This window comes from Amycolatopsis arida (assembly GCF_900115565.1).
Lineage (GTDB): Bacteria > Actinomycetota > Actinomycetes > Mycobacteriales > Pseudonocardiaceae > Yuhushiella > Yuhushiella arida.
In genome coordinates this window covers 17250-33639 of sequence record NZ_FOWW01000003.1, presented here as the reverse complement: position 1 = coordinate 33639, position 16390 = coordinate 17250, and the positions used below count along the sequence as shown (strand labels likewise).

At 73.9% G+C, this 16390-nt stretch carries 18 protein-coding genes; 11 read left to right on the top strand and 7 right to left on the bottom strand.

Going from position 1 to position 16390, the window contains the following annotated elements; translation table 11 throughout:
- Nucleotides 1-73: 73 nt before the first annotated feature.
- Both BM051_RS09570 and BM051_RS09565 read left to right on the top strand, forming a co-directional pair.
- Nucleotides 74-1264 (top strand): RtcB family protein, encoded by a 1191-nt coding sequence (locus tag BM051_RS09570; RefSeq protein ID WP_092529744.1) that lies wholly within the window; start codon nucleotides 74-76, stop codon nucleotides 1262-1264.
- Between the two features lie 130 nt (nucleotides 1265-1394).
- Nucleotides 1395-1793, top strand: coding sequence for a hypothetical protein (locus tag BM051_RS09565; RefSeq protein WP_092529743.1), 399 nt, complete (start codon nucleotides 1395-1397; stop codon nucleotides 1791-1793).
- Here BM051_RS09565 and BM051_RS09560 read toward each other — a convergent pair.
- Nucleotides 1790-2998 (bottom strand): MFS transporter, encoded by a 1209-nt coding sequence (locus tag BM051_RS09560; RefSeq protein WP_092529742.1) that lies wholly within the window; start codon nucleotides 2996-2998, stop codon nucleotides 1790-1792. The genes BM051_RS09565 and BM051_RS09560 overlap by 4 nt on opposite strands.
- A gap of 121 nt (nucleotides 2999-3119) precedes the next feature.
- Here BM051_RS09560 and BM051_RS09555 point away from each other — a divergent pair, with 121 nt between their 5' ends.
- Both BM051_RS09555 and BM051_RS09550 read left to right on the top strand, forming a co-directional pair.
- Nucleotides 3120-4640, top strand: coding sequence for a DHA2 family efflux MFS transporter permease subunit (locus BM051_RS09555; RefSeq protein ID WP_092529741.1), 1521 nt, complete (start codon nucleotides 3120-3122; stop codon nucleotides 4638-4640).
- On the top strand, nucleotides 4621-5223 hold the full coding sequence (locus tag BM051_RS09550; RefSeq protein WP_092529740.1) for an acyl-CoA-like ligand-binding transcription factor: 603 nt from the start codon (nucleotides 4621-4623) through the stop codon (nucleotides 5221-5223). The genes BM051_RS09555 and BM051_RS09550 overlap by 20 nt, the downstream gene beginning before the upstream one ends.
- Before the next feature lie 115 nt (nucleotides 5224-5338).
- Here BM051_RS09550 and BM051_RS09545 read toward each other — a convergent pair whose 3' ends face one another.
- Nucleotides 5339-6391: an alpha/beta hydrolase gene (locus BM051_RS09545; protein ID WP_092529739.1), complete on the bottom strand. Its 1053-nt coding sequence runs from the start codon at nucleotides 6389-6391 to the stop codon at nucleotides 5339-5341.
- Between the two features lie 124 nt (nucleotides 6392-6515).
- Here BM051_RS09545 and BM051_RS09540 point away from each other — a divergent pair, with 124 nt between their 5' ends.
- The 3 genes from BM051_RS09540 to BM051_RS09530 all read left to right on the top strand — a co-directional run bounded on the left by BM051_RS09540 (nucleotide 6516) and on the right by BM051_RS09530 (nucleotide 8092).
- Complete coding sequence (locus BM051_RS09540) at nucleotides 6516-7088, top strand: NADPH-dependent FMN reductase (protein WP_092529738.1); 573 nt, start codon at nucleotides 6516-6518, stop codon at nucleotides 7086-7088.
- Nucleotides 7089-7168: 80 nt separating this feature from the next.
- Entirely contained in the window at nucleotides 7169-7594 is a 426-nt protein-coding gene (locus tag BM051_RS09535; RefSeq protein WP_092529737.1) for an organic hydroperoxide resistance protein, read from the top strand.
- 24 nt (nucleotides 7595-7618) lie between these two features.
- Nucleotides 7619-8092: a Dps family protein gene (locus BM051_RS09530; protein ID WP_092529736.1), complete on the top strand. Its 474-nt coding sequence runs from the start codon at nucleotides 7619-7621 to the stop codon at nucleotides 8090-8092.
- 200 nt (nucleotides 8093-8292) lie between these two features.
- Here BM051_RS09530 and BM051_RS09525 read toward each other — a convergent pair whose 3' ends face one another.
- The gene (locus BM051_RS09525) at nucleotides 8293-10155 is read right to left on the bottom strand and encodes a prolyl oligopeptidase family serine peptidase (RefSeq protein WP_092529735.1); all 1863 of its coding nucleotides are present in this window, start codon (nucleotides 10153-10155) and stop codon (nucleotides 8293-8295) included.
- A gap of 34 nt (nucleotides 10156-10189) precedes the next feature.
- Between BM051_RS09525 and BM051_RS09520 the strand changes: the two genes are divergently transcribed.
- The 4 genes from BM051_RS09520 (at nucleotide 10190) to BM051_RS09505 (ending at nucleotide 12354) form a co-directional block, all read left to right on the top strand.
- Nucleotides 10190-10915 carry a class I SAM-dependent methyltransferase gene (locus BM051_RS09520; protein WP_243859907.1) on the top strand — a complete coding sequence of 242 codons (726 nt, stop codon included), beginning with the start codon at nucleotides 10190-10192 and terminating at the stop codon, nucleotides 10913-10915.
- 111 nt (nucleotides 10916-11026) lie between these two features.
- Nucleotides 11027-11551 carry a hypothetical protein gene (locus tag BM051_RS09515; RefSeq protein ID WP_092529734.1) on the top strand — a complete coding sequence of 175 codons (525 nt, stop codon included), beginning with the start codon at nucleotides 11027-11029 and terminating at the stop codon, nucleotides 11549-11551.
- 55 nt (nucleotides 11552-11606) lie between these two features.
- Complete coding sequence (locus BM051_RS09510) at nucleotides 11607-11933, top strand: hypothetical protein (RefSeq protein WP_134046419.1); 327 nt, start codon at nucleotides 11607-11609, stop codon at nucleotides 11931-11933.
- Nucleotides 11926-12354, top strand: coding sequence for an acyl-CoA thioesterase (locus BM051_RS09505; RefSeq protein WP_166677882.1), 429 nt, complete (start codon nucleotides 11926-11928; stop codon nucleotides 12352-12354). The genes BM051_RS09510 and BM051_RS09505 overlap by 8 nt, the downstream gene beginning before the upstream one ends.
- A gap of 660 nt (nucleotides 12355-13014) precedes the next feature.
- Here the strand turns inward: BM051_RS09505 and BM051_RS09500 are convergent.
- From BM051_RS09500 to nth, 4 genes are read right to left on the bottom strand one after another with little or no spacing between them, the layout of a single operon-like run.
- Nucleotides 13015-14199: a MarP family serine protease gene (locus tag BM051_RS09500; protein WP_092529732.1), complete on the bottom strand. Its 1185-nt coding sequence runs from the start codon at nucleotides 14197-14199 to the stop codon at nucleotides 13015-13017.
- On the bottom strand, nucleotides 14196-14897 hold the full coding sequence (locus BM051_RS09495) for an NUDIX hydrolase (protein WP_092529731.1): 702 nt from the start codon (nucleotides 14895-14897) through the stop codon (nucleotides 14196-14198). The genes BM051_RS09500 and BM051_RS09495 overlap by 4 nt, the downstream gene beginning before the upstream one ends.
- On the bottom strand, nucleotides 14894-15508 hold the full coding sequence (locus BM051_RS09490) for a TlpA family protein disulfide reductase (RefSeq protein ID WP_092529730.1): 615 nt from the start codon (nucleotides 15506-15508) through the stop codon (nucleotides 14894-14896). Before BM051_RS09490 ends, BM051_RS09495 begins: the two co-directional genes overlap by 4 nt.
- Nucleotides 15505-16185 (bottom strand): endonuclease III, encoded by a 681-nt coding sequence (gene nth / locus BM051_RS09485; protein WP_092529729.1) that lies wholly within the window; start codon nucleotides 16183-16185, stop codon nucleotides 15505-15507. Before nth ends, BM051_RS09490 begins: the two co-directional genes overlap by 4 nt.
- Nucleotides 16186-16390 lie beyond the last annotated feature (205 nt).

The following is a 16390-nucleotide window of genomic DNA, read 5'->3' as shown; positions in this document are numbered from 1 at the left end:
CGGCGCGACGTGCTTCCCCGCTCCGACTACCCTCGGTGACGGCGCCGGTAGATGCGGCGAGGAAGGGGTGACCATGCACAGCGTCGTCGAGGGCAACCGGGTGCCGATCCGGATGTGGGCCGACCCGGCCACCGTGGAGGACGGCGCCATGCGGCAGTTGCGCAACGTCGCCGACCTGCCGTGGGTGCACGGTGTCGCGGTGATGCCCGACGTGCACTACGGCAAGGGCGCCACCGTGGGCAGCGTCATCGCGATGCGCGACGCGGTGTCGCCGGCGGCGGTCGGGGTGGACATCGGGTGCGGCATGAGCGCGGTGCGTACCTCGCTGACCGCGGCCGACCTGCCCGACGACCTCGGCCGGCTGCGCCGGCGGATCGAGGCGCTGGTGCCGGTCGGGTTCGGGATGCACGGGGAGCCGGTCGACCCGGCGCGGGTGCCCGATGTCGGCGGGTGGGACCGGTTCTGGCGGTCGTTCGGCGACCTGCACCCTGGTGTGCAGCCGCTGCGGGAGCGGGCGGCCAAGCAGGTCGGCAGCCTCGGCGGCGGCAACCACTTCATCGAGGTGTGCCTCGAGCAGGGTGGTGCCGACGAGGGGCGGGTGTGGCTGATGCTGCACTCCGGGTCGCGCAACATCGGCAAGGAGCTCGCCGAGCGGCACATAGTTGTGGCGCGGGAGCTGCCGCACAACGCCGATCTGCCGGACCCGGACCTGGCGGTGTTCGTCGCGGACACCCCGGAGATGCGGGCGTACCGGCGGGACCTGTTCTGGGCGCAGGAGTACGCGGCGCGCAACCGGGCGACGATGGTCGCGCTGGTGCGGCGGGCGTTGGTCGACGTGGTGCCCGGCGTGCGCTTCGACGAGCCGATCAGCTGCCACCACAACTACGTCGCCGAGGAGACCTACGACGGCGTGCCGCTGCTGGTGACGAGGAAGGGCGCGATCCGGGCCGGCGCGGGGGACCTCGGCATCATCCCCGGCAGCATGGGCACCGGCTCGTACATCGTCCGGGGCCTCGGCAACGACGCCTCGTTCCACTCGGCGGCGCACGGCGCCGGGCGGCGGATGTCGCGGAACAAGGCGCGGAAGGCGTTCACCGCGGCGGACCTGGCGGCGCAGACCGCGGGCGTGGAGTGCCGCAAGGACGCCGGCGTGGTGGACGAGATCCCGGCGGCGTACAAGGACATCGAGTCGGTCATCCAGGCGCAGACCGACCTGGTGGAGGTGGTCGCCCACCTCAAGCAGGTCGTCTGCGTCAAGGGCTGAGGCCCGCGGGCCGAGGCGGCGGCGGGTGCTGCCGGGCCTCCTGGGCTGTTCGTGTCGTTTCGGTTACCGATGGTCCGCCCTCGGTCGTGTGCTCGCCACCGCGGATCGGGCGAATCGGTACCGTGGGGGCATGACCGTTCGACACCGGGCCGCCAGGGCCCTGCCGGCGCTGGTGGCCGCGCTGTGCCTTCCGCTGGCCGCGTGCGGTGAGCTCAACTCCGCGGTGGACAAGGCCGACGGCGCCGTGGGCAAGGCGTCGGCGTGCTCGGAGGCGCTCGGCATCGCCGCGTCGTTCAACCCGCAGGCGCTCGACCCGCAGCGGGTCCAGGAGGAGGCCGCGCGGAAGGCCAACCGGCTGCAGGAGCTGGCCGGTCAGGCCGCCGACGCCGACCTGCGGCAGAGCCTGCTCGCGGTCGCCGACGGCTACGTCGAGCTGGAGCGCCGCCAAACCGAGGGCCTGGCCAACCTCACCGACTGGGTGCGCCGCAACACCGAGAACCTCGACCGCCTGCGCCAGGTCTGCCTCTAGCTCGACCCGGTCATCGCCCCGACCGGCTCGGGCACCGGGCCGGAGCTCCGCCGGCGCAGCAGCACGGCGACCCCGGCGAGCAGCAGCCCGCCCACGCCCGCGGCGGCGAAGCCCCACGCCGGCGCCGAGTGGTCGATCACGAACCCGACCACCGGGTGCCCGAGCGCCAGCCCGGTCCGGGTGGCCGCGTCCTGCATCCCCATCACCTCGCCGCGCACCTGCACCGGCGCGAGCGTGCTGATCGTCTCCGTGGTCGCGGCCAGCGTCGGCGCGCAGACCAGGTTCGTCGGGATCAGCGCCAGCGCCAGCAACCACCACGGGTGGTCGAACAGCCCCACCGGCACCACCAGCGCGGCGAGCAGCAGCATCAGGGTGAGCTGGGGCAGCGACCGGCGCACCGATCCGTGCACCAATCCGCCGACCAGCGACGCCAGGCACATCACCGCGATCACCGCACCGGTCCAGCTCACGTCGCCGGTGGCGCGCAGCGCGGCGAGCGCGGCGACCTCGGTGCCGATCAACACGAACAGCGCACCGCAGCCGATCAGCATCGCCGCCACGAGCCGCCCGGTCAGCCAGGACCGCATCGGCGGCCGGGGATGCGCCGAGCCCCGGCTCTCCCCCTCCCCGCGCAGCGGCGGATCGATCGCGTACAGCACGAGCCCGACCAGCCCGAACGCGACCCCGATGCCGGACAGCGCCACCGTGCTGGAGATCTGCGTGGTGGCGAGGATCCCGGCCGCCGGCCCGGTCATGAACGCCAGCTCCACCGAGATGGTGTCCATCGAGAACGCCGCGCGCCGGCGCTCCAGCGGCACCAGCGCGGTGATGACCTGCCGGGAGATGGCCGACGCCGGGATGGTGAGCATCCCGGCCGGTAGCGCGACGGCGAGCAGCACCGGGTACGGCAGGTGTGGCGCGCTCAGCCAGAACCCGCACGACGCCGTGCCGCCGAGCAGCACCACCGGCCGAAGTCCGTGCCGGTCGAGCATCCGGCCCAGCAGTGGCGCGCCGATGGCGATGCCCGCGGTGGACGCGGTGCCGACCAGTCCGGCCGCGCCGTAGCCATGGCCGAGCTCGCTCACGATGTGCAGGGTGAGCGTGATGCCCGTGGCCGTGATCGGCAGCCGTGCCACCAGCATCAGCAGCATCGTGGTGGGGATCAGCGGGACGGCCAGGACCTGGCGGTAGGGCTGCAGGGGCACGTCGACGAGGGAACCGCGACCTGGTACGCCTGTGCAACTTCGTTTCCGGGGCCACACTGGCGCCCCCATCTTCTGGAAACTACTCTCAAATGAGAGTTTCCTTCAGAAAGTGGGTACCACGATGACTGGAACCGGGCACCCGCGGCGGTGGTGGGCGCTGGGCGCCCTCGCCCTGGCGCTGCTGGCCTTCGGATTGGACGTGACGATCCTCAACGTCGCGCTGCCCACCCTGGCCACCGACCTCCAGGCGTCGACCAGCCAGCTCCAGTGGTTCGCCAACGCCTACACGCTGGTGCTCGCCGCGGGCCTGCTGCCAGCCGGCACCCTCGGCGACCGGTTCGGCCAGAAGCCGCTGCTGCTCGGCGCGCTCACGACGTTCGGGCTGGCCTCGCTGGCCTGTGCCTACGCGGCCGACGCCGGCCAGCTCATCGCCGCCCGCGCCCTGCTCGGCGTCGGCGCGGCGGTCCTGGTTCCGCTGTCGATGTCGATGCTCACCGTGCTGTTCCCCGCCGAGGAGCGCGGCAGGGCGATCGCGGTGTGGACCACGGCGATGGCGATCGGCATCCCGCTCGGCCCGGTGCTCGGTGGCTGGCTGCTGGACCACTTCTGGTGGGGCTCGGTGTTCCTGATCAACGTGCCGCTCGTGGTGCTCGGCATCGCCGCGCTGGCCTGGCTGCTCCCGCGCACCCGGGGCAGCGGGGGCGTCCGCTTCGACGGGCCCGGCATCGCGCTGTCCAGCGCCGGCCTGCTGGCGTTGACCTACGGCCTGGTCACCGCCGGGGAGGACGGCTGGCTGGCGCCCGCGGCGCTGGTCCCGATGCTCGCCGGCGGGTTGCTGCTGGCCGGGTTCGGGCTGCGGCTGCGCCGCGCGGCCCACCCGCTGGTCGACCTCGCGCTGTTCCGCGCGCCCGGGTTCACTTGGGGCGCGGTGCTCGCGACGGTGGCCTCGTTCGCCCTGATGGGCGCGATGTTCGTGCTGCCGCAGTACTTCCAGGCCGTGCTCGGCGCCGACGCGCTGGGCACCGGGCTGCGGTTGCTGCCGATCGTGGGCGGCCTGCTGGTCGGGGTGCGGGTGGCCGAGCGGGTGCGTCCACGGCTCGGCGCGAAGGTCGTGGTGGCCACCGGTTTCGGGTTGATCACCGCGGGCCTGGTGGCCGGCGCCACCACGTCGGTGTCCGACGGCTACGGGTTCGTCGCGGCCTGGGTGTCGCTGGTCGGCCTCGGTCTCGGGTTCGCGCTGCCCCCGGCGATGGACCTGGCGATGGGGGCGATCGGGCCGGCCCGCAGCGGTGTCGGCTCCGGGCTGCTGCAGGCGATGCGTCAGGTGGGTGGCACGTTCGGCGTCGCGGTGCTGGGCACCGTGCTGAACGCCGGCTACCGGGCCGGGGTCGACGTCACCGGCCTGCCGCCGGCCGCGGCCGCCGCGGCGCGGGACTCCGCGGCGGCCGGTGTCAAGGTCGCGCGGGCCACCGGCGCGCCGGGGCTGCTCGACTCGGTGCGTACGGCGTTCGTCGCCGGCAGCGGGACGGCCCTGCTGGTGTGCGCGGCGCTCACCACGCTCGGGCTCGCGCTCGCCGTGGCCTACCTGCCCCGGCAGGCCGCGGACCGAGCACAATCGGAGCATGGCGTCCTCACGGGATGAGCGGCCGGTCGGGCTGCGCGAGCGGAAGAAGGCCAGGACCAGGGCCGCGATCCAGGACCACGCGCTGCGGTTGTTCATCGAGCAGGGCTACGCCGAGACCACCGTGGAGCAGATCGCGGCCGCGGCCGAGGTGTCGCCGAGCACCTTCTTCCGCTACTTCCCGACCAAGGAAGACACGGTGCTCTACGACCGGCTGGACCCGGTGCTGATCGAGGCGTTCGTCCGGCAGCCGGCGGAGCTGAGCCCGATCGCCGCGGTCCGGGCCGCGATCCACGAGGTGTTCACCGGCCTCGACGCCGAGGAGTCCGAGCTGGAACGTGCCCGACAGCGGCTCGTCCTCGGCGTGCCGGAGCTGCGCGGCCGGTTGATGGACCAGGTCGCCGACGGGGTGGGCCTGCTCGTCGACGGGGTGGCCCGGCGCACCGGGAGGGCACCCGACGATCTCGCCGTGCGGGCCTGGTCGGGCGCGGTGGTCGGGGTGTGCGTGGCGGCGTTCCTGACCGCGCTGGTCGACCCGGACGGCGACCCGATGCGGGACCTCGACGCCGCGCTGGCCCAGCTGGAGGCCGGCCTGCCGCTCTGACCGCGCCCTCCTGGCCTCGCCAACGGGACGGAAGCCGGAACCCGGTGTGGAACCGGTCTTCCACACCGGATTCCGCTGTTCTCCGATGTTTCTCGCCGGGGTGTTCCGCGCCGGGTCAGGAGATGCCGCTCAGCCCCACCCGCAGCGCACCGGCGGCCTCGGCGGTCGCCTCGACGAACCGCCGGCCGACGCCGAGGAAGTTCACGTAGCCGTGGATGAGGTCGCTCTGCCGGCTCAGCGCGACGGGCACCCCGGCCTCGGCGAGCCGGCGGGCGTAGGCCTCGCCCTCGTCGCGCAGCGGGTCGAAGCCGGCGGTGGCGATGTAGGCCGGCGGCAGCCCGCCCAGGTCCTCCGCCAGCAGCGGCGACAGCCGGGGGTCCGCGCGGCGCACCCCCTCGGGGGCGTAGTGGTCGAGGAACCACGTCATGTGCTCGTCGGTGAGGAAGAAGCCGTTGCCGAACAGCTCCCGGGACCGCCGCCGCACGGTCGCGTCCACGGCCGGGTAGATCAGCAGCTGGAAGGCCGGGGCGGGGCCGCCGCGCCGGGTGGCCAGCTGCGCGACGACGGCCGCCAGGTTGCCGCCCGCGCTGTCCCCGCCCACCGCGATCCGCTCGGGGTCGGCGCCCAGGTCGGTGGCCTTCGCGTGGGCGTGGTCGAACGCGGCCAGCGCGTCCTCGGTCGCGGCCGGGAAGGGATGCTCGGGCGCCAGCCGGTACTCCACCGACAGCACCCGAACGTCGGCGTGCTTGGCGAGGAAGCGCGCGGTGTTGTCGTGGCTCTGCCGGGTGCCCACCACCCAGCCGCCGCCGTGGAAGAACACGAGCAGCCCGGAGCCGGTCGGCAGCCCCTCCGGCGTGTACAGGGTCGCCGGGACGTCGCCGTGCTCGGCCGGGATCGTGACCTCCGCGGTGTGCACCGGCTGGATCGGCTTCCCGCTGACCAGGTGGCGCCCCAGGTCCAGCTCGGCGCGCGACGCGGCGACCGAGCCGGCCACCAGCGACGCCCCGGACAGCTGCTGCAGGCGGAGCAGCAGCTGCGCGTCCAGCGCGAGCTCCTGCCCGTCCAGCCGGATCGGTCGGCCGGCGATGAGCCGGCGCACCGGCAGCGGCAGCGCGTACAGCAGCTGCGCGGCGGCCGCTTCCACCCGGATCTTCAGCGGTGTCGACATGGAGCCTCCCGTCGAGCGAGTCGGCCCGATGCTACTTGCCGGTAGCTACGTTCACCAGAGTGTGACCGAAAGCTCCGCAATGCGGACTGGTTCTCGACCTAACTCGAAGGACTAGCCTCGACACGTGACTTCCTCCTCCGCGATCAACGTGCTCGGAATCGGCGGCTCGCTGCGGGACGGTTCGCAGTCGGAGCGGGCGCTGCGGATCGCGCTCGGCGGAGCCGAGGAGGCGGGGGCGCGGACCTCCGCGTTCACCGGCGGCCGACTGGTGCTGCCGTTCTACGACGTCACCGTCGCCGAGCGCAGCGCGGAGGCGGTCGAGCTGATCGAGGCCATCCGGGCCGCCGACGGACTCATCGTCGTGTCGCCCGGCTACCACGGCGCGCCGTCCGGGCTGGTGAAGAACGCGCTGGACTACGTGGAGGACCTCCGCCCGGATGAGCGGCCCTACCTGCACGGGCGGGCCGTCGGACTGGTCGCCGTGGCGTTCGGCTGGCAGGCCGCGGTCACCACGCTCGACCAGCTGCGCACCATCACGCACGCGCTGCGCGGCTGGCCCACCCCGCTCGGTGGCGCGGTGAACACCGCCGAGGTGAAGTTCGACGAGTCGGGCGGCGCCTCGGAGGAGCGGGTGGTCAACACGTTGCGGCTGATCGGCGGGCAGGTCGTGGAGTTCGCCCGGTCGAGGAGATCCTGAGCACCTTCCGATTCGATCGCGCGGGAGGCGGGTATTCCCACCCGGTGACGTCCACCGGAGCAGGGAGGAGCTCGTTTCCCATGGTCGACGTGCAGTACACCGCCGAGGCGACCGCGCGGGGCGACGGCCGCAACGGGGAGGTGACCTCGTCCGACGGGGTCATCGACGAGCGGCTGGCCGTCCCGAAGGAGATGGGCGGCCCCGGCGGTGAGCACACCAACCCCGAGCAGCTCTTCGCCGCCGGCTACGCGGCCTGCTTCCACGGTGCGCTGCGGCTGGTCGCCCGCGAGTCCGGCGTCGACCTCGGGAACACCGAGGTCACGGCGCGGGTGGGCATCGGGAAGACGGACGCGGGCAAGCTCGGGCTGAGCGTGACGCTGGAGGCCACGCTGCCCGGCCTCGAGCACGGCAAGGCCGACGAGCTGGTCGCACAGGCCCACCAGGTGTGCCCCTACTCCGTCGCGACCAGGGGGAACATCCCCGTGGAGATCAAGGCCAGGACCTGACGAGACAGAGAGGACACCGAACCCATGGCCAAGCCGATCAGCAGCCCGCTCACCGAGAGCGACAAGCAGACCACCGGCAACGTGTTGCAGGCCACCCTGGTCGAGCTGGTCGACCTGTCGCTGATCGCCAAGCAGGCGCACTGGAACGTCGTCGGCAAGAACTTCCGCAGCGTGCACCTGCAGCTCGACGAGCTGGTCTCGGTCGCCCGCACCTACACCGACGAGGTCGCCGAACGGGCCAGCGCCATCGGGCTGCCCGCGGACGGCAAGGTGCGGACCGTGGCGGAGGGCTCCGGGCTTCCGGAGTACCCGAGCGGTTGGCGGTCGGACGAGGCGACCATCGCCACGATCGTCGACCTGCTCGCCGAGCTGATCCAGCGGCTGCGCAAGCGGATCGACGAGACCGACAAGAGCGACCTGGTCACCCAGGACCTGCTGATCGAGCTGACGAGCAAGCTCGAGGAGGCGCACTGGATGTGGCAGGCGCAGCAGGCGTGACAGCACGTCAACGGTGAGAAGGCCACCCCACCACCCCGGGGTGGCCTTCGCCGTGCGCTCGCCGGCGAAACAAGGGGGGATCGTGCGACGACGTGGTCGGCGGGCTGCTGCTGGCCACCGCCGGGACGCGTGGACCACGTCGAGGTCGCCCGAGCGGCCCGCCGTGGCCGGGCGCGTGCCGGGCGCCCGGCCACGGCGGGTCAGCGCAGGCCGAGCGCGCGCAGCGCGAAGTGCACCTCGATCGCCGTCTGCTTGATCGTCTCCGCGATCACCAGCGAGCCGTGCCCGGCGTCGTACCGGTAGAACTCGTACGGCACGCCGCGCGCGGCCAGCCGGTCCAGGTAGTTCTCGATCTGCCGGATCGGGCACCTCGGGTCGTTGTCGCCGGCGAGCACGAGCACCGGCGAGCGGACGGCGTCGACGTAGGTGACCGGGGAGCACTCCCGGTACACCGCCGGCACGTCGTCCGGGGAGCCGCCGAACAGCGCCCGGTCGAACGAGCGCAGCTGCTCCATCTCGTCCTCGTACGCCGCGACGTAGTCGGCCACCGGCACCCCGGCGACCCCCGCCGCCCACCGCTGCGGCTGGGTGCCCAGCGCGAGCAGGCTGAGGTAGCCGCCCCACGACGCGCCGTTCACCACGCAGCGCGCCGGGTCGGCCAGGCCGCTGTCGACGGCCCAGTCGTACACCGCGGCGACGTCCTCGAGCTCGGTGAGCCCCGGCCGGCCCTCGATGGCGTCCCGCCATGCCGAGCCGTAGCCGGTCGAGCCGCGGTAGTTCACCTCCACCACCGCGAAGCCCGCGTCCACCCACACCGCGCGGTAGGCCGAGAAGCGGTCCTCGTCCGCCGCGTGCGGGCCGCCGTGCAGGGTGAACACCGTCGGCAGCGGTCCCGCCGGCGCGTCGGCCGGCCGGGACACCAGCGCGTGGATCCGCCCGCCCTGCCCTTCGACGAACGCGTCCCGCAGCGGCACCGAGCCGGGGGCGCGCTCGCCCGGCGGCTCGAGCAGCACGCGGTCGGTGCCGTCGGTGGCCCGCGCCCGGATGACGGGTGGGGTGGCGGCGTCGGACCAGGAGTACTCGACCGTGCCGTCGGGCCGCGCGCCGGCGCCGCCGATCCGGCCTGGCGGGGTACCCAGATCGGTCAGTGTGCCGGTGCCGAGCTCGTAACGGTGCAGCGAGCTGCGGCCGTGGTGGAAGTGCAGCACCAGCAGGGCGGTGGCGTCCGGGTACCACGTCGCGACGACCTCGCCGGGCAGGTCGAGGTCGAGCTCGGTCTCGGTGTCCGCGGCGACGTCCCAGACCAGCAGCTCCTCCCGGCCGCGGCGCTCGTGCTGCACCAGCAGCCGGGAGTCGCCGTGCCGCGGGGAGAACTCCAGCGCGGCCAGGCCCTTGCCCTCGCCGTCCCACTTGTCGGCGACCGTGGTGAAGCCGTCGGTGGCGAGCACCCGGACGGCCGGGTGCCGGGAGTCGCCGTGCTCGGAGTGCGCGATCGCCAGCAGGCGCTCGTCGCGGGACAGCGCCGCGACCGAGGCGTCGTCCGGGTGGGTGTAGAACCGGACGGTGTGGCCCTCGGCGGAGGCGTACAGCGCGCTGCCGTCGTCGGTGGACACGCCCACGGCGGTCACCCGGTGGCCGATCTCCAAGCCGGCGGGGTAGCCGTCGGGGACGTCGGGCACGGCCCGCTCAGCGCCGGTCCTCGGCCCGGTCTTCGGCCCGGTCTGGAAGGGCTGGCGGACCCAGGAACCGAACTCGTCGCCGTCGGTGTCGTCGAACCACCAGATGTGCGTGCCGTCGGGGGAGAGCGTGGCGTGCAGGGTGCCGTTGGGCCGGTCGGTGACCTGGTGGTGCTCGCCGGTGGCCCGGTCCCAGGCGTAGATCTCCCAGACCCCGCTGGCGTTGGAGACGTAGAGGTTGGCGTCGGGGGCGTCGATGGCCCAGTCGGGCACCGACATCCGCGGGGCGCGGAACCGGGCCCGCCAGCGGGCCTCGGCCGCCGGGTCGGGGAAGAGGCTGTCGGGGACCAGTGCGGGCGGATGCTGGGTGGCTGGCTGCGTGGTCACCCTTCGATCCTGCCAGGTCCGTAGGGTTGGCCGGGTGCAGGTTGGTTACCCGCCGGACGCCGCCGGCTTCGTGCTGCCCGTGCTGCGACCAGGAATGCTCGTGCTGGACGTGGGGTGCGGGTCGGGCACGCTCACCAGGGTGCTCGGCACGGCCGTGTACCCGGTGCGGGTGCTGGGGGTGGATCCGGCGCCGGAGCGGGTGGTCGAGGCGACCACCGCCGCGCGCCGGCATCGGGTGTCCACTGTGGCCTACGTGGTGGGCGAGCCGGGCCGGCTGCCGCTGCCGGACGCCGCGGTGGACCTGGTGTTCGGCCACGCACTGCTGGACCGGTCGCCGGAGCCCGCCCCGGTGCTCGCCGAGCTCGCTCGGGTGCTCCGCCCCGGCGGCACCCTTGCTTTGTCTACTTCGGACTGGGGTCGGGTGCGGCTGCGGCCGCGGACGGCGAACGTGGACGCGGCGCTGCGCGGCTACTTCCTGCTGTGCCGGCGATCCGGGCAGGACCCGTTCGCCGGGCGAGCGGCGGCGGAGCGGGTTGAGGCGGTGGGGTTCCGCGACGTGCGGGTGCGGACCCGGTACAAGCCGGGGCCGGACTACCGGGAGCTGGCCGAGGAGGTCGAGGCCGCGCTGGCCGCGGCGCTGGGCACCTCGGGCGGGGACCACGGGCAGCTGGCCAGCGCGGCCAGGTCGGCGTGGCTGTGGGCGCGTGGCGGTCGCGGCGAGGTGAGCCAGTGCTGGACGGAGCTGCTCGCCACCCGGTGACGACGTGACCTCCGGGTTTCCCACGGTGGCCAACGCAACCCGGTCTCGACCGGTCACGTCCTCCTGGGTGACGGCGCCGGAACCGCCGGTGCCGGCGATGTCTGGGAGCTGATGACGATGGGCAGGCGGATCGCGGCGACGATCGCGGGCGTGGTCGCGTTGACGTTGGGCACGGTGGGTTCGGCGGCGGGTTCGGCGGGCACGGCCGCCACCGAGGGCGCCACACTCGGTCCGGAGGGCTACAAGACGTTGCGGCTGGGGCAGTCCGAACGGGAGGCCGAGGCGACCGGGCTGGTCAGGGACAGGCAGACCGGCGACCCCTGCCACGTGTACAACCTCGCCGCGGGCGAGGGGCAGCGGAACGTCGACAGCGGGGTGTTCGTGGACCCGGTCAAGGGGGTGGTGATGATCGGTGGCACCGTGCGGTCGCACACGCCGGAAGGCGTCACGCTCGGCTCGCGACTGGAGCGGGTGCGCGCGGCGTACCCGTCGCTGCGGCAGGTGCCGCCGATGGAGTGGGTGTACGAGGCACCGGTGCCCGGCAACCCGGCCGCCGCGTACCGCTTCGCCGTCGACGAGCGGGACCGCGTGGCCGACTTCGCCCTGGAAGCCAGGGACATGGGCGCCTGCGGCTGAAGGGCGCCCGCGAGAAATCGCTCGAGCTATCGCCAGCAATCGCTATGCTGTTGGCATGAGTGGACGGACGAGTCCCGACCTGGCCCTGGTGGCCGCCGCGTTGCGGCAGATCAGCCGGGGGTTCGCCGCGCTGGCCGACGCCGTGTCCCCCGCGTCCGAGGAGACGACGCAGGAGGAGCGGTACCGTGCGGTGCTGGCCGAGTGGGGCGACCGCGGGCTCACCCGGGCCGAGGCGAGCGCGCTGTTCCGTCGGCACGGGTTCTCGCCCCAGTCCGCGGGCGGCTGGGTGCGCGGTGAGTGGCTCGAGACGCGGGCGGACGGGCTGCGCTACCTCACCGAGCGGTCGCGCGCGTGGTTACGGGAGGTTGACGACCGTGGGTGAGGCGTTCTCGATGCGGTTCACCGTGCGTGCCTACGAGCTCGACCCGCAGCGCCACCTCACCGGCCCGGTCTACGTCCAGTACGCCGACCACACGCGCTACGAGTGCGTCCGCGCGGCCGGGGTGTCGGTGGACGAGCTGCTCGACGACGGCATGGGGCCGGTCAACCTGGAGACGGTGCTGCGTTTTCGCCACGAGTTGCGCGGCGGCGACGAGGTGGACGTGACGTGCGCGTTCCACTGGGGAAGCGGAAGGACGTACCGGGTGGAGCAGAGCTTCACCCGCGCCGACGGCGTACTGGCCGCGGAGGTGAGCTCGGTCAGCGGCCTGCTCGACCTGCGCACCCGACACCTGGTCCCCGACCCCGCCACGCACTGGCGCGCCCGCGCCACCCACCCCGAGCAGCTGAACCTCGATCGCTAGCGATCGCGACACCACCAGCACCACCCAGCCACCCGGCACCGGCCCCGTCCCGCGGGCCCGCCCACCCTGGGGCTCGGCGGCTGGTCCAGCGTATCGCCGCTGGGGGTGTTGGGACGGGCCGCGCGAAATCTGTGGATCACTATCGGTGGATGTGGACAACTCCCCGGACTCGGTGCGCCAAGCCTGTCGCGCTCGAAGCCAGCACGCGGCGGGCGACTCGCTCGAGTCGGCCGCAGCAGTGCCGAGGCCGGCACGCGGACCCAGCCGATGGTCCGCCGCGGGGTCGCCGTCGCGCCGCCCGCTGCGGTGCAGCCCGTGTCGGGGTTGCGGCGTCGCGGGTGGTGTGGTCCCCACCCCGAAGCTCGATTGTGCTGACGGTCGGGGGCACCGTGTCAAGGCGGGAAAGAGTGCCTTGACAAGGCACCCCCGCCCGCAAGGCGGCTTCGGATCGGGGTGGGGAGGGGGAATGGATGATGCCCCGCGCCTAGTGGGGCGCGCCTCGAGCCGGGTAGGAACAGCGGGTGCCCCGCGCCTAGTGGGGCGTGCCCCGAGCGGGCGTGAGAACGCCCTCGTGCCCCCGCGCTGGGTGAGGCGCGGGTGGGGACAACGGTTGTTGCCCCTTGTCTCCCTTGCCTGGTGAGGCGTACCTCGACAGCACCCTCAGGACGTGCAGCGGCCGGTGCTCACCCTGGCCCCGAACCCGGGCGCCGCCTCGATCTCCGGCCGCACCTCGTCGGCGGTGAGCACGAACCCGGTGTCCCTGTCCTCCACCGACGCGCCGAACACCACCCCGACCACGCGGCCCCGCTCGTCCACCATCGGGCCGCCGGAGTTGCCACTGCGCACCTGGCCGCGCACGGTGTAGACGTCGCGCTGCACGGTCTTCTCGTCGTAGATGTCCGGCCCGCGCAGGTTCACCCGCTGCCGCACCCTGGCCGGGCGCGCGGTGTAGGGGCCGTCCAGCGGGAAACCCAGCACGATCGCGTCGTCGCCGGCGGCGGCGTCCTCGGGGGACAGCCGCAGCGGCGGCGCGGTGAAGCCGGGCACCGCGAGGATCGCCACGTCGGTCTCCGGGTCGTAGTAGACGACCCGCGCGGGGAACCGGCCGGCGGTGGTCTCCACGGCCACCTCGTCGGTGCCGGCCACCACGTGCGCGTTGGTCATCACCCGCTGCGGCGCGACCACGAAGCCGCTGCCCTCCAGTGAGCGCGAGCAGGACGGCGCGGAGCCACGGATCTTCACCACGCTGTCCCGCAACTGCCGGACCACCGGGCTGCTCTGCAGGCTCTCGTCCGGCGGCTCGATCTCGGTGATCGGGGCCTGCTGGAACGGCGCGAGCACCGACGGCAGCCCGGACTCGTCGAGCAGCCGGCGCAGGTCGTTCGGCAGGCCGTGGGCGAACCGCGGCATCACCGAGTTCACCCCGCCGAGCACCGTGGAGTTGTTGATCGCCGAGGCCAGCCCGGGCAGCGCGGCGACGCTGGTCAGCGGCAGCGCGATGATCCACGCGACGACGAACACCACGGCGCCCTGCACGATCGCGCCCAGCGCGCTGTCCGCGCCGGACAGCTTCGCCGAGCTGATCCCGCGCTTGACCTTGGTGCCGACCCAGACGCCGAGCGTCTCGCCCAGCGCCACCAGGAACACCATGGTCGCCACCGCGAAGGCCACCCGCGCCGCGGGGTTCTCGAACAGCTCCACCACCATCGGCGCGACCTTGATCCCGGCGACCGCGCCGAGGATCACGCCGAGGAACGCGGGCAGCGCGATCACCACACCCTGCCGCGCACCGGACAGCGCCGCCAGCACGGCGAGCAGCACCACCAGCACGTCGACCCAGTTCACGCATCGCTCCTCGGCTCACCGGCGGGGGCCGTGTACTCGGCCAGCACCGCGTCGAGATCCCGCACGTCGCCGGTGTCCCACTCGCGCTCCCAGCCGCCGAGACCGAGCAGCACGGACAGCAGGCCGGCGGTGAAGCCCCAGATGAACAGGCCGTCGACCGCGAAGGCCGGCCCCGTCCAGTCGAAGCCGGCCCTGCGCACCTGGAACCGGTTGGCCGGGTCGACCAGCGCGGCGATCGGCACCCTGGCGACCGCGGCCGTCTCCCCCGGGTCCACCGCGTGCACCGGCGACGGGGTGCCCCAGTGCGCGAGCACCGGGGTGACCACGAACGCGGACACCGGCACGTGCAGCTCGGGCAGCAGCGCCACCGGCCGCACACCGGCCGGGTCGACCCCGGTCTCCTCCTCGGCCTCGCGCAGCGCGGCGCCGACCGGGCCGTTGTCGCCGGCGTCGATGCCACCCCCGGGGAACGCGACCTGCCCCGCGTGCGAGCCCAGGGTGTCGGCCCTGCGCAGCAGCAGCACGTCCGGCCCGTGCCGCTGCTCACCGAAGAGCACCAGCACCGCGGCGGGGCGGGTGCGGGCCCCTGCCGGCGGGCCGAACCGGGTGAACATGGCCGCGTCGAGGTGGTCGCTGCGCTCGACCAGCCCGCGCAACCACTCCGGCACGGTGTCGAGCTCGACGAGGCGGCCGGTCACGAGCCGGCTCCCCGGTCGGACGTCTCGGTCACCGCCCGCCGCACCGCGGCCACGTCGTGGAAGACCCGGGGGTTCTCGACGAACCGCACCGCGCCGTCGGCGGTGACCAGGTAGGAGGCGGGCAGCGCCACGGGCACCCGCAGCGCGTCGCGGACCGGGCCGCGCCGACCCTCTCCGTCGTGCACCACCGGAAGGCGTACGCCCAGGTCGGCGAGCAGGTCGACGCCGTCGGCCGGCGGGCTGGCCACCTGGACGGTGAGCACGTCGGCCGCGCCCGGCTCGGTGGCGTAGGCGGCCAACACCGGCAGCTCCTCCCGGCACGGCGCGCACCAGGTGGCCCAGACGTTGACCAGGGTGGTCCGGCCGGCGAGCGCGGCGCCGAGGTCCACCGGGGTGCCGTCGGCGAGGCAGGTGCCGACGGCACCGGCGAGTCGCTCGACCTCGCCGCCGGTCGGCGCCGGACACGCGGCGACCACCTCCCGCGCCCTGGCCAGGTCCAGCTCCCCCGCGCCGGGCGCCGGCGGCGCCGGGTCCTCCCTCGGCAGGAACACGGCCAGCGCGGCGAGCACCAGCACGCCCGCCGCCACCGCCCACCTGGTCGCCCGCGTCACCGGCCCACCATCGCCAGCAGGTGCTCCCGTTCCGGGCCCTTGACCAGCTTGGCGGCTTCGGCGAACTCGGTGGGCCCCGTCCCGAAGGACGGGCAGTCCCTGGCCAGCGGGCACGCTCCGCAGGCGGGCTTGCGGGCGTGGCAGACCCGCCGGCCGTGGAAGATCACCCGGTGCGAGAGCATCGTCCAGTCCTTGGCCGGGAACAGCTCGCCCACCGCGTGCTCGACCTTCACCGGGTCCTCGTGCTCGGTCCACCGCCACCGGCGGACCAGCCGCCCGAAGTGGGTGTCGACGGTGATGCCGGGGATGCCGAAGGCGTTGCCGAGCACGACGTTCGCGGTCTTGCGGCCCACGCCGGGCAGCGTCACCAGCTCGTCGAGGGCGCGTGGCACCTCCCCGTCGAACCGCTCCACCAACGCCGCGCCGAGCTTCATCAGCGCGCTGGCCTTGTTGCGGTAGAACCCGGTCGGCCGGATCAGCTCTTCGAGCTCGGTGCGGTCGGCGCCGGCGTAGTCGGCGGCCGTGCGGTAGCGGGCGAACAGCGCCGGGGTGACCTCGTTGACCCGGACGTCGGTGGTCTGGGCGGACAGCACCACGGCCACGACGAGCTCCAGCGGGGAGCCGAAGTCCAGCTCGCAGTGCGCGCCGGGGTAGGCCTCGTCGAGGCGACGTTTCATCCGCCGCGCGCGTCGCACGAGCGACAGCCGGCTCTCCTCCGAGCGCGACACGGAAGGGCCGACGTCACCCTTTCGGGGGGCGTTTCTGGCGGCAGGTGGCACCCCGCTAGCCTACGGGCGTCATCCGGCCCAGCGGTGTGGCACTCCCTACCGCCGAGGCGCCGGCACCACCCCGGCGTGGTGCGGCACCCGGGCCGACACGCCG

Coding starts and splice junctions, on each gene's coding strand:
- BM051_RS09570 (WP_092529744.1), top strand. CDS start 74: ATGCACAGCGTCGTCGAGGGCAACCGGGTGCCGATCCGGATGTGGGCC.
- BM051_RS09565 (WP_092529743.1), top strand. CDS start 1,395: ATGACCGTTCGACACCGGGCCGCCAGGGCCCTGCCGGCGCTGGTGGCC.
- BM051_RS09555 (WP_092529741.1), top strand. CDS start 3,120: ATGACTGGAACCGGGCACCCGCGGCGGTGGTGGGCGCTGGGCGCCCTC.
- BM051_RS09550 (WP_092529740.1), top strand. CDS start 4,621: ATGGCGTCCTCACGGGATGAGCGGCCGGTCGGGCTGCGCGAGCGGAAG.
- BM051_RS09545 (WP_092529739.1), bottom strand. CDS start 6,391: ATGTCGACACCGCTGAAGATCCGGGTGGAAGCGGCCGCCGCGCAGCTG.
- BM051_RS09535 (WP_092529737.1), top strand. CDS start 7,169: ATGGTCGACGTGCAGTACACCGCCGAGGCGACCGCGCGGGGCGACGGC.
- BM051_RS09530 (WP_092529736.1), top strand. CDS start 7,619: ATGGCCAAGCCGATCAGCAGCCCGCTCACCGAGAGCGACAAGCAGACC.
- BM051_RS09515 (WP_092529734.1), top strand. CDS start 11,027: ATGACGATGGGCAGGCGGATCGCGGCGACGATCGCGGGCGTGGTCGCG.
- BM051_RS09510 (WP_134046419.1), top strand. CDS start 11,607: ATGAGTGGACGGACGAGTCCCGACCTGGCCCTGGTGGCCGCCGCGTTG.
- nth (WP_092529729.1), bottom strand. CDS start 16,185: ATGAAACGTCGCCTCGACGAGGCCTACCCCGGCGCGCACTGCGAGCTG.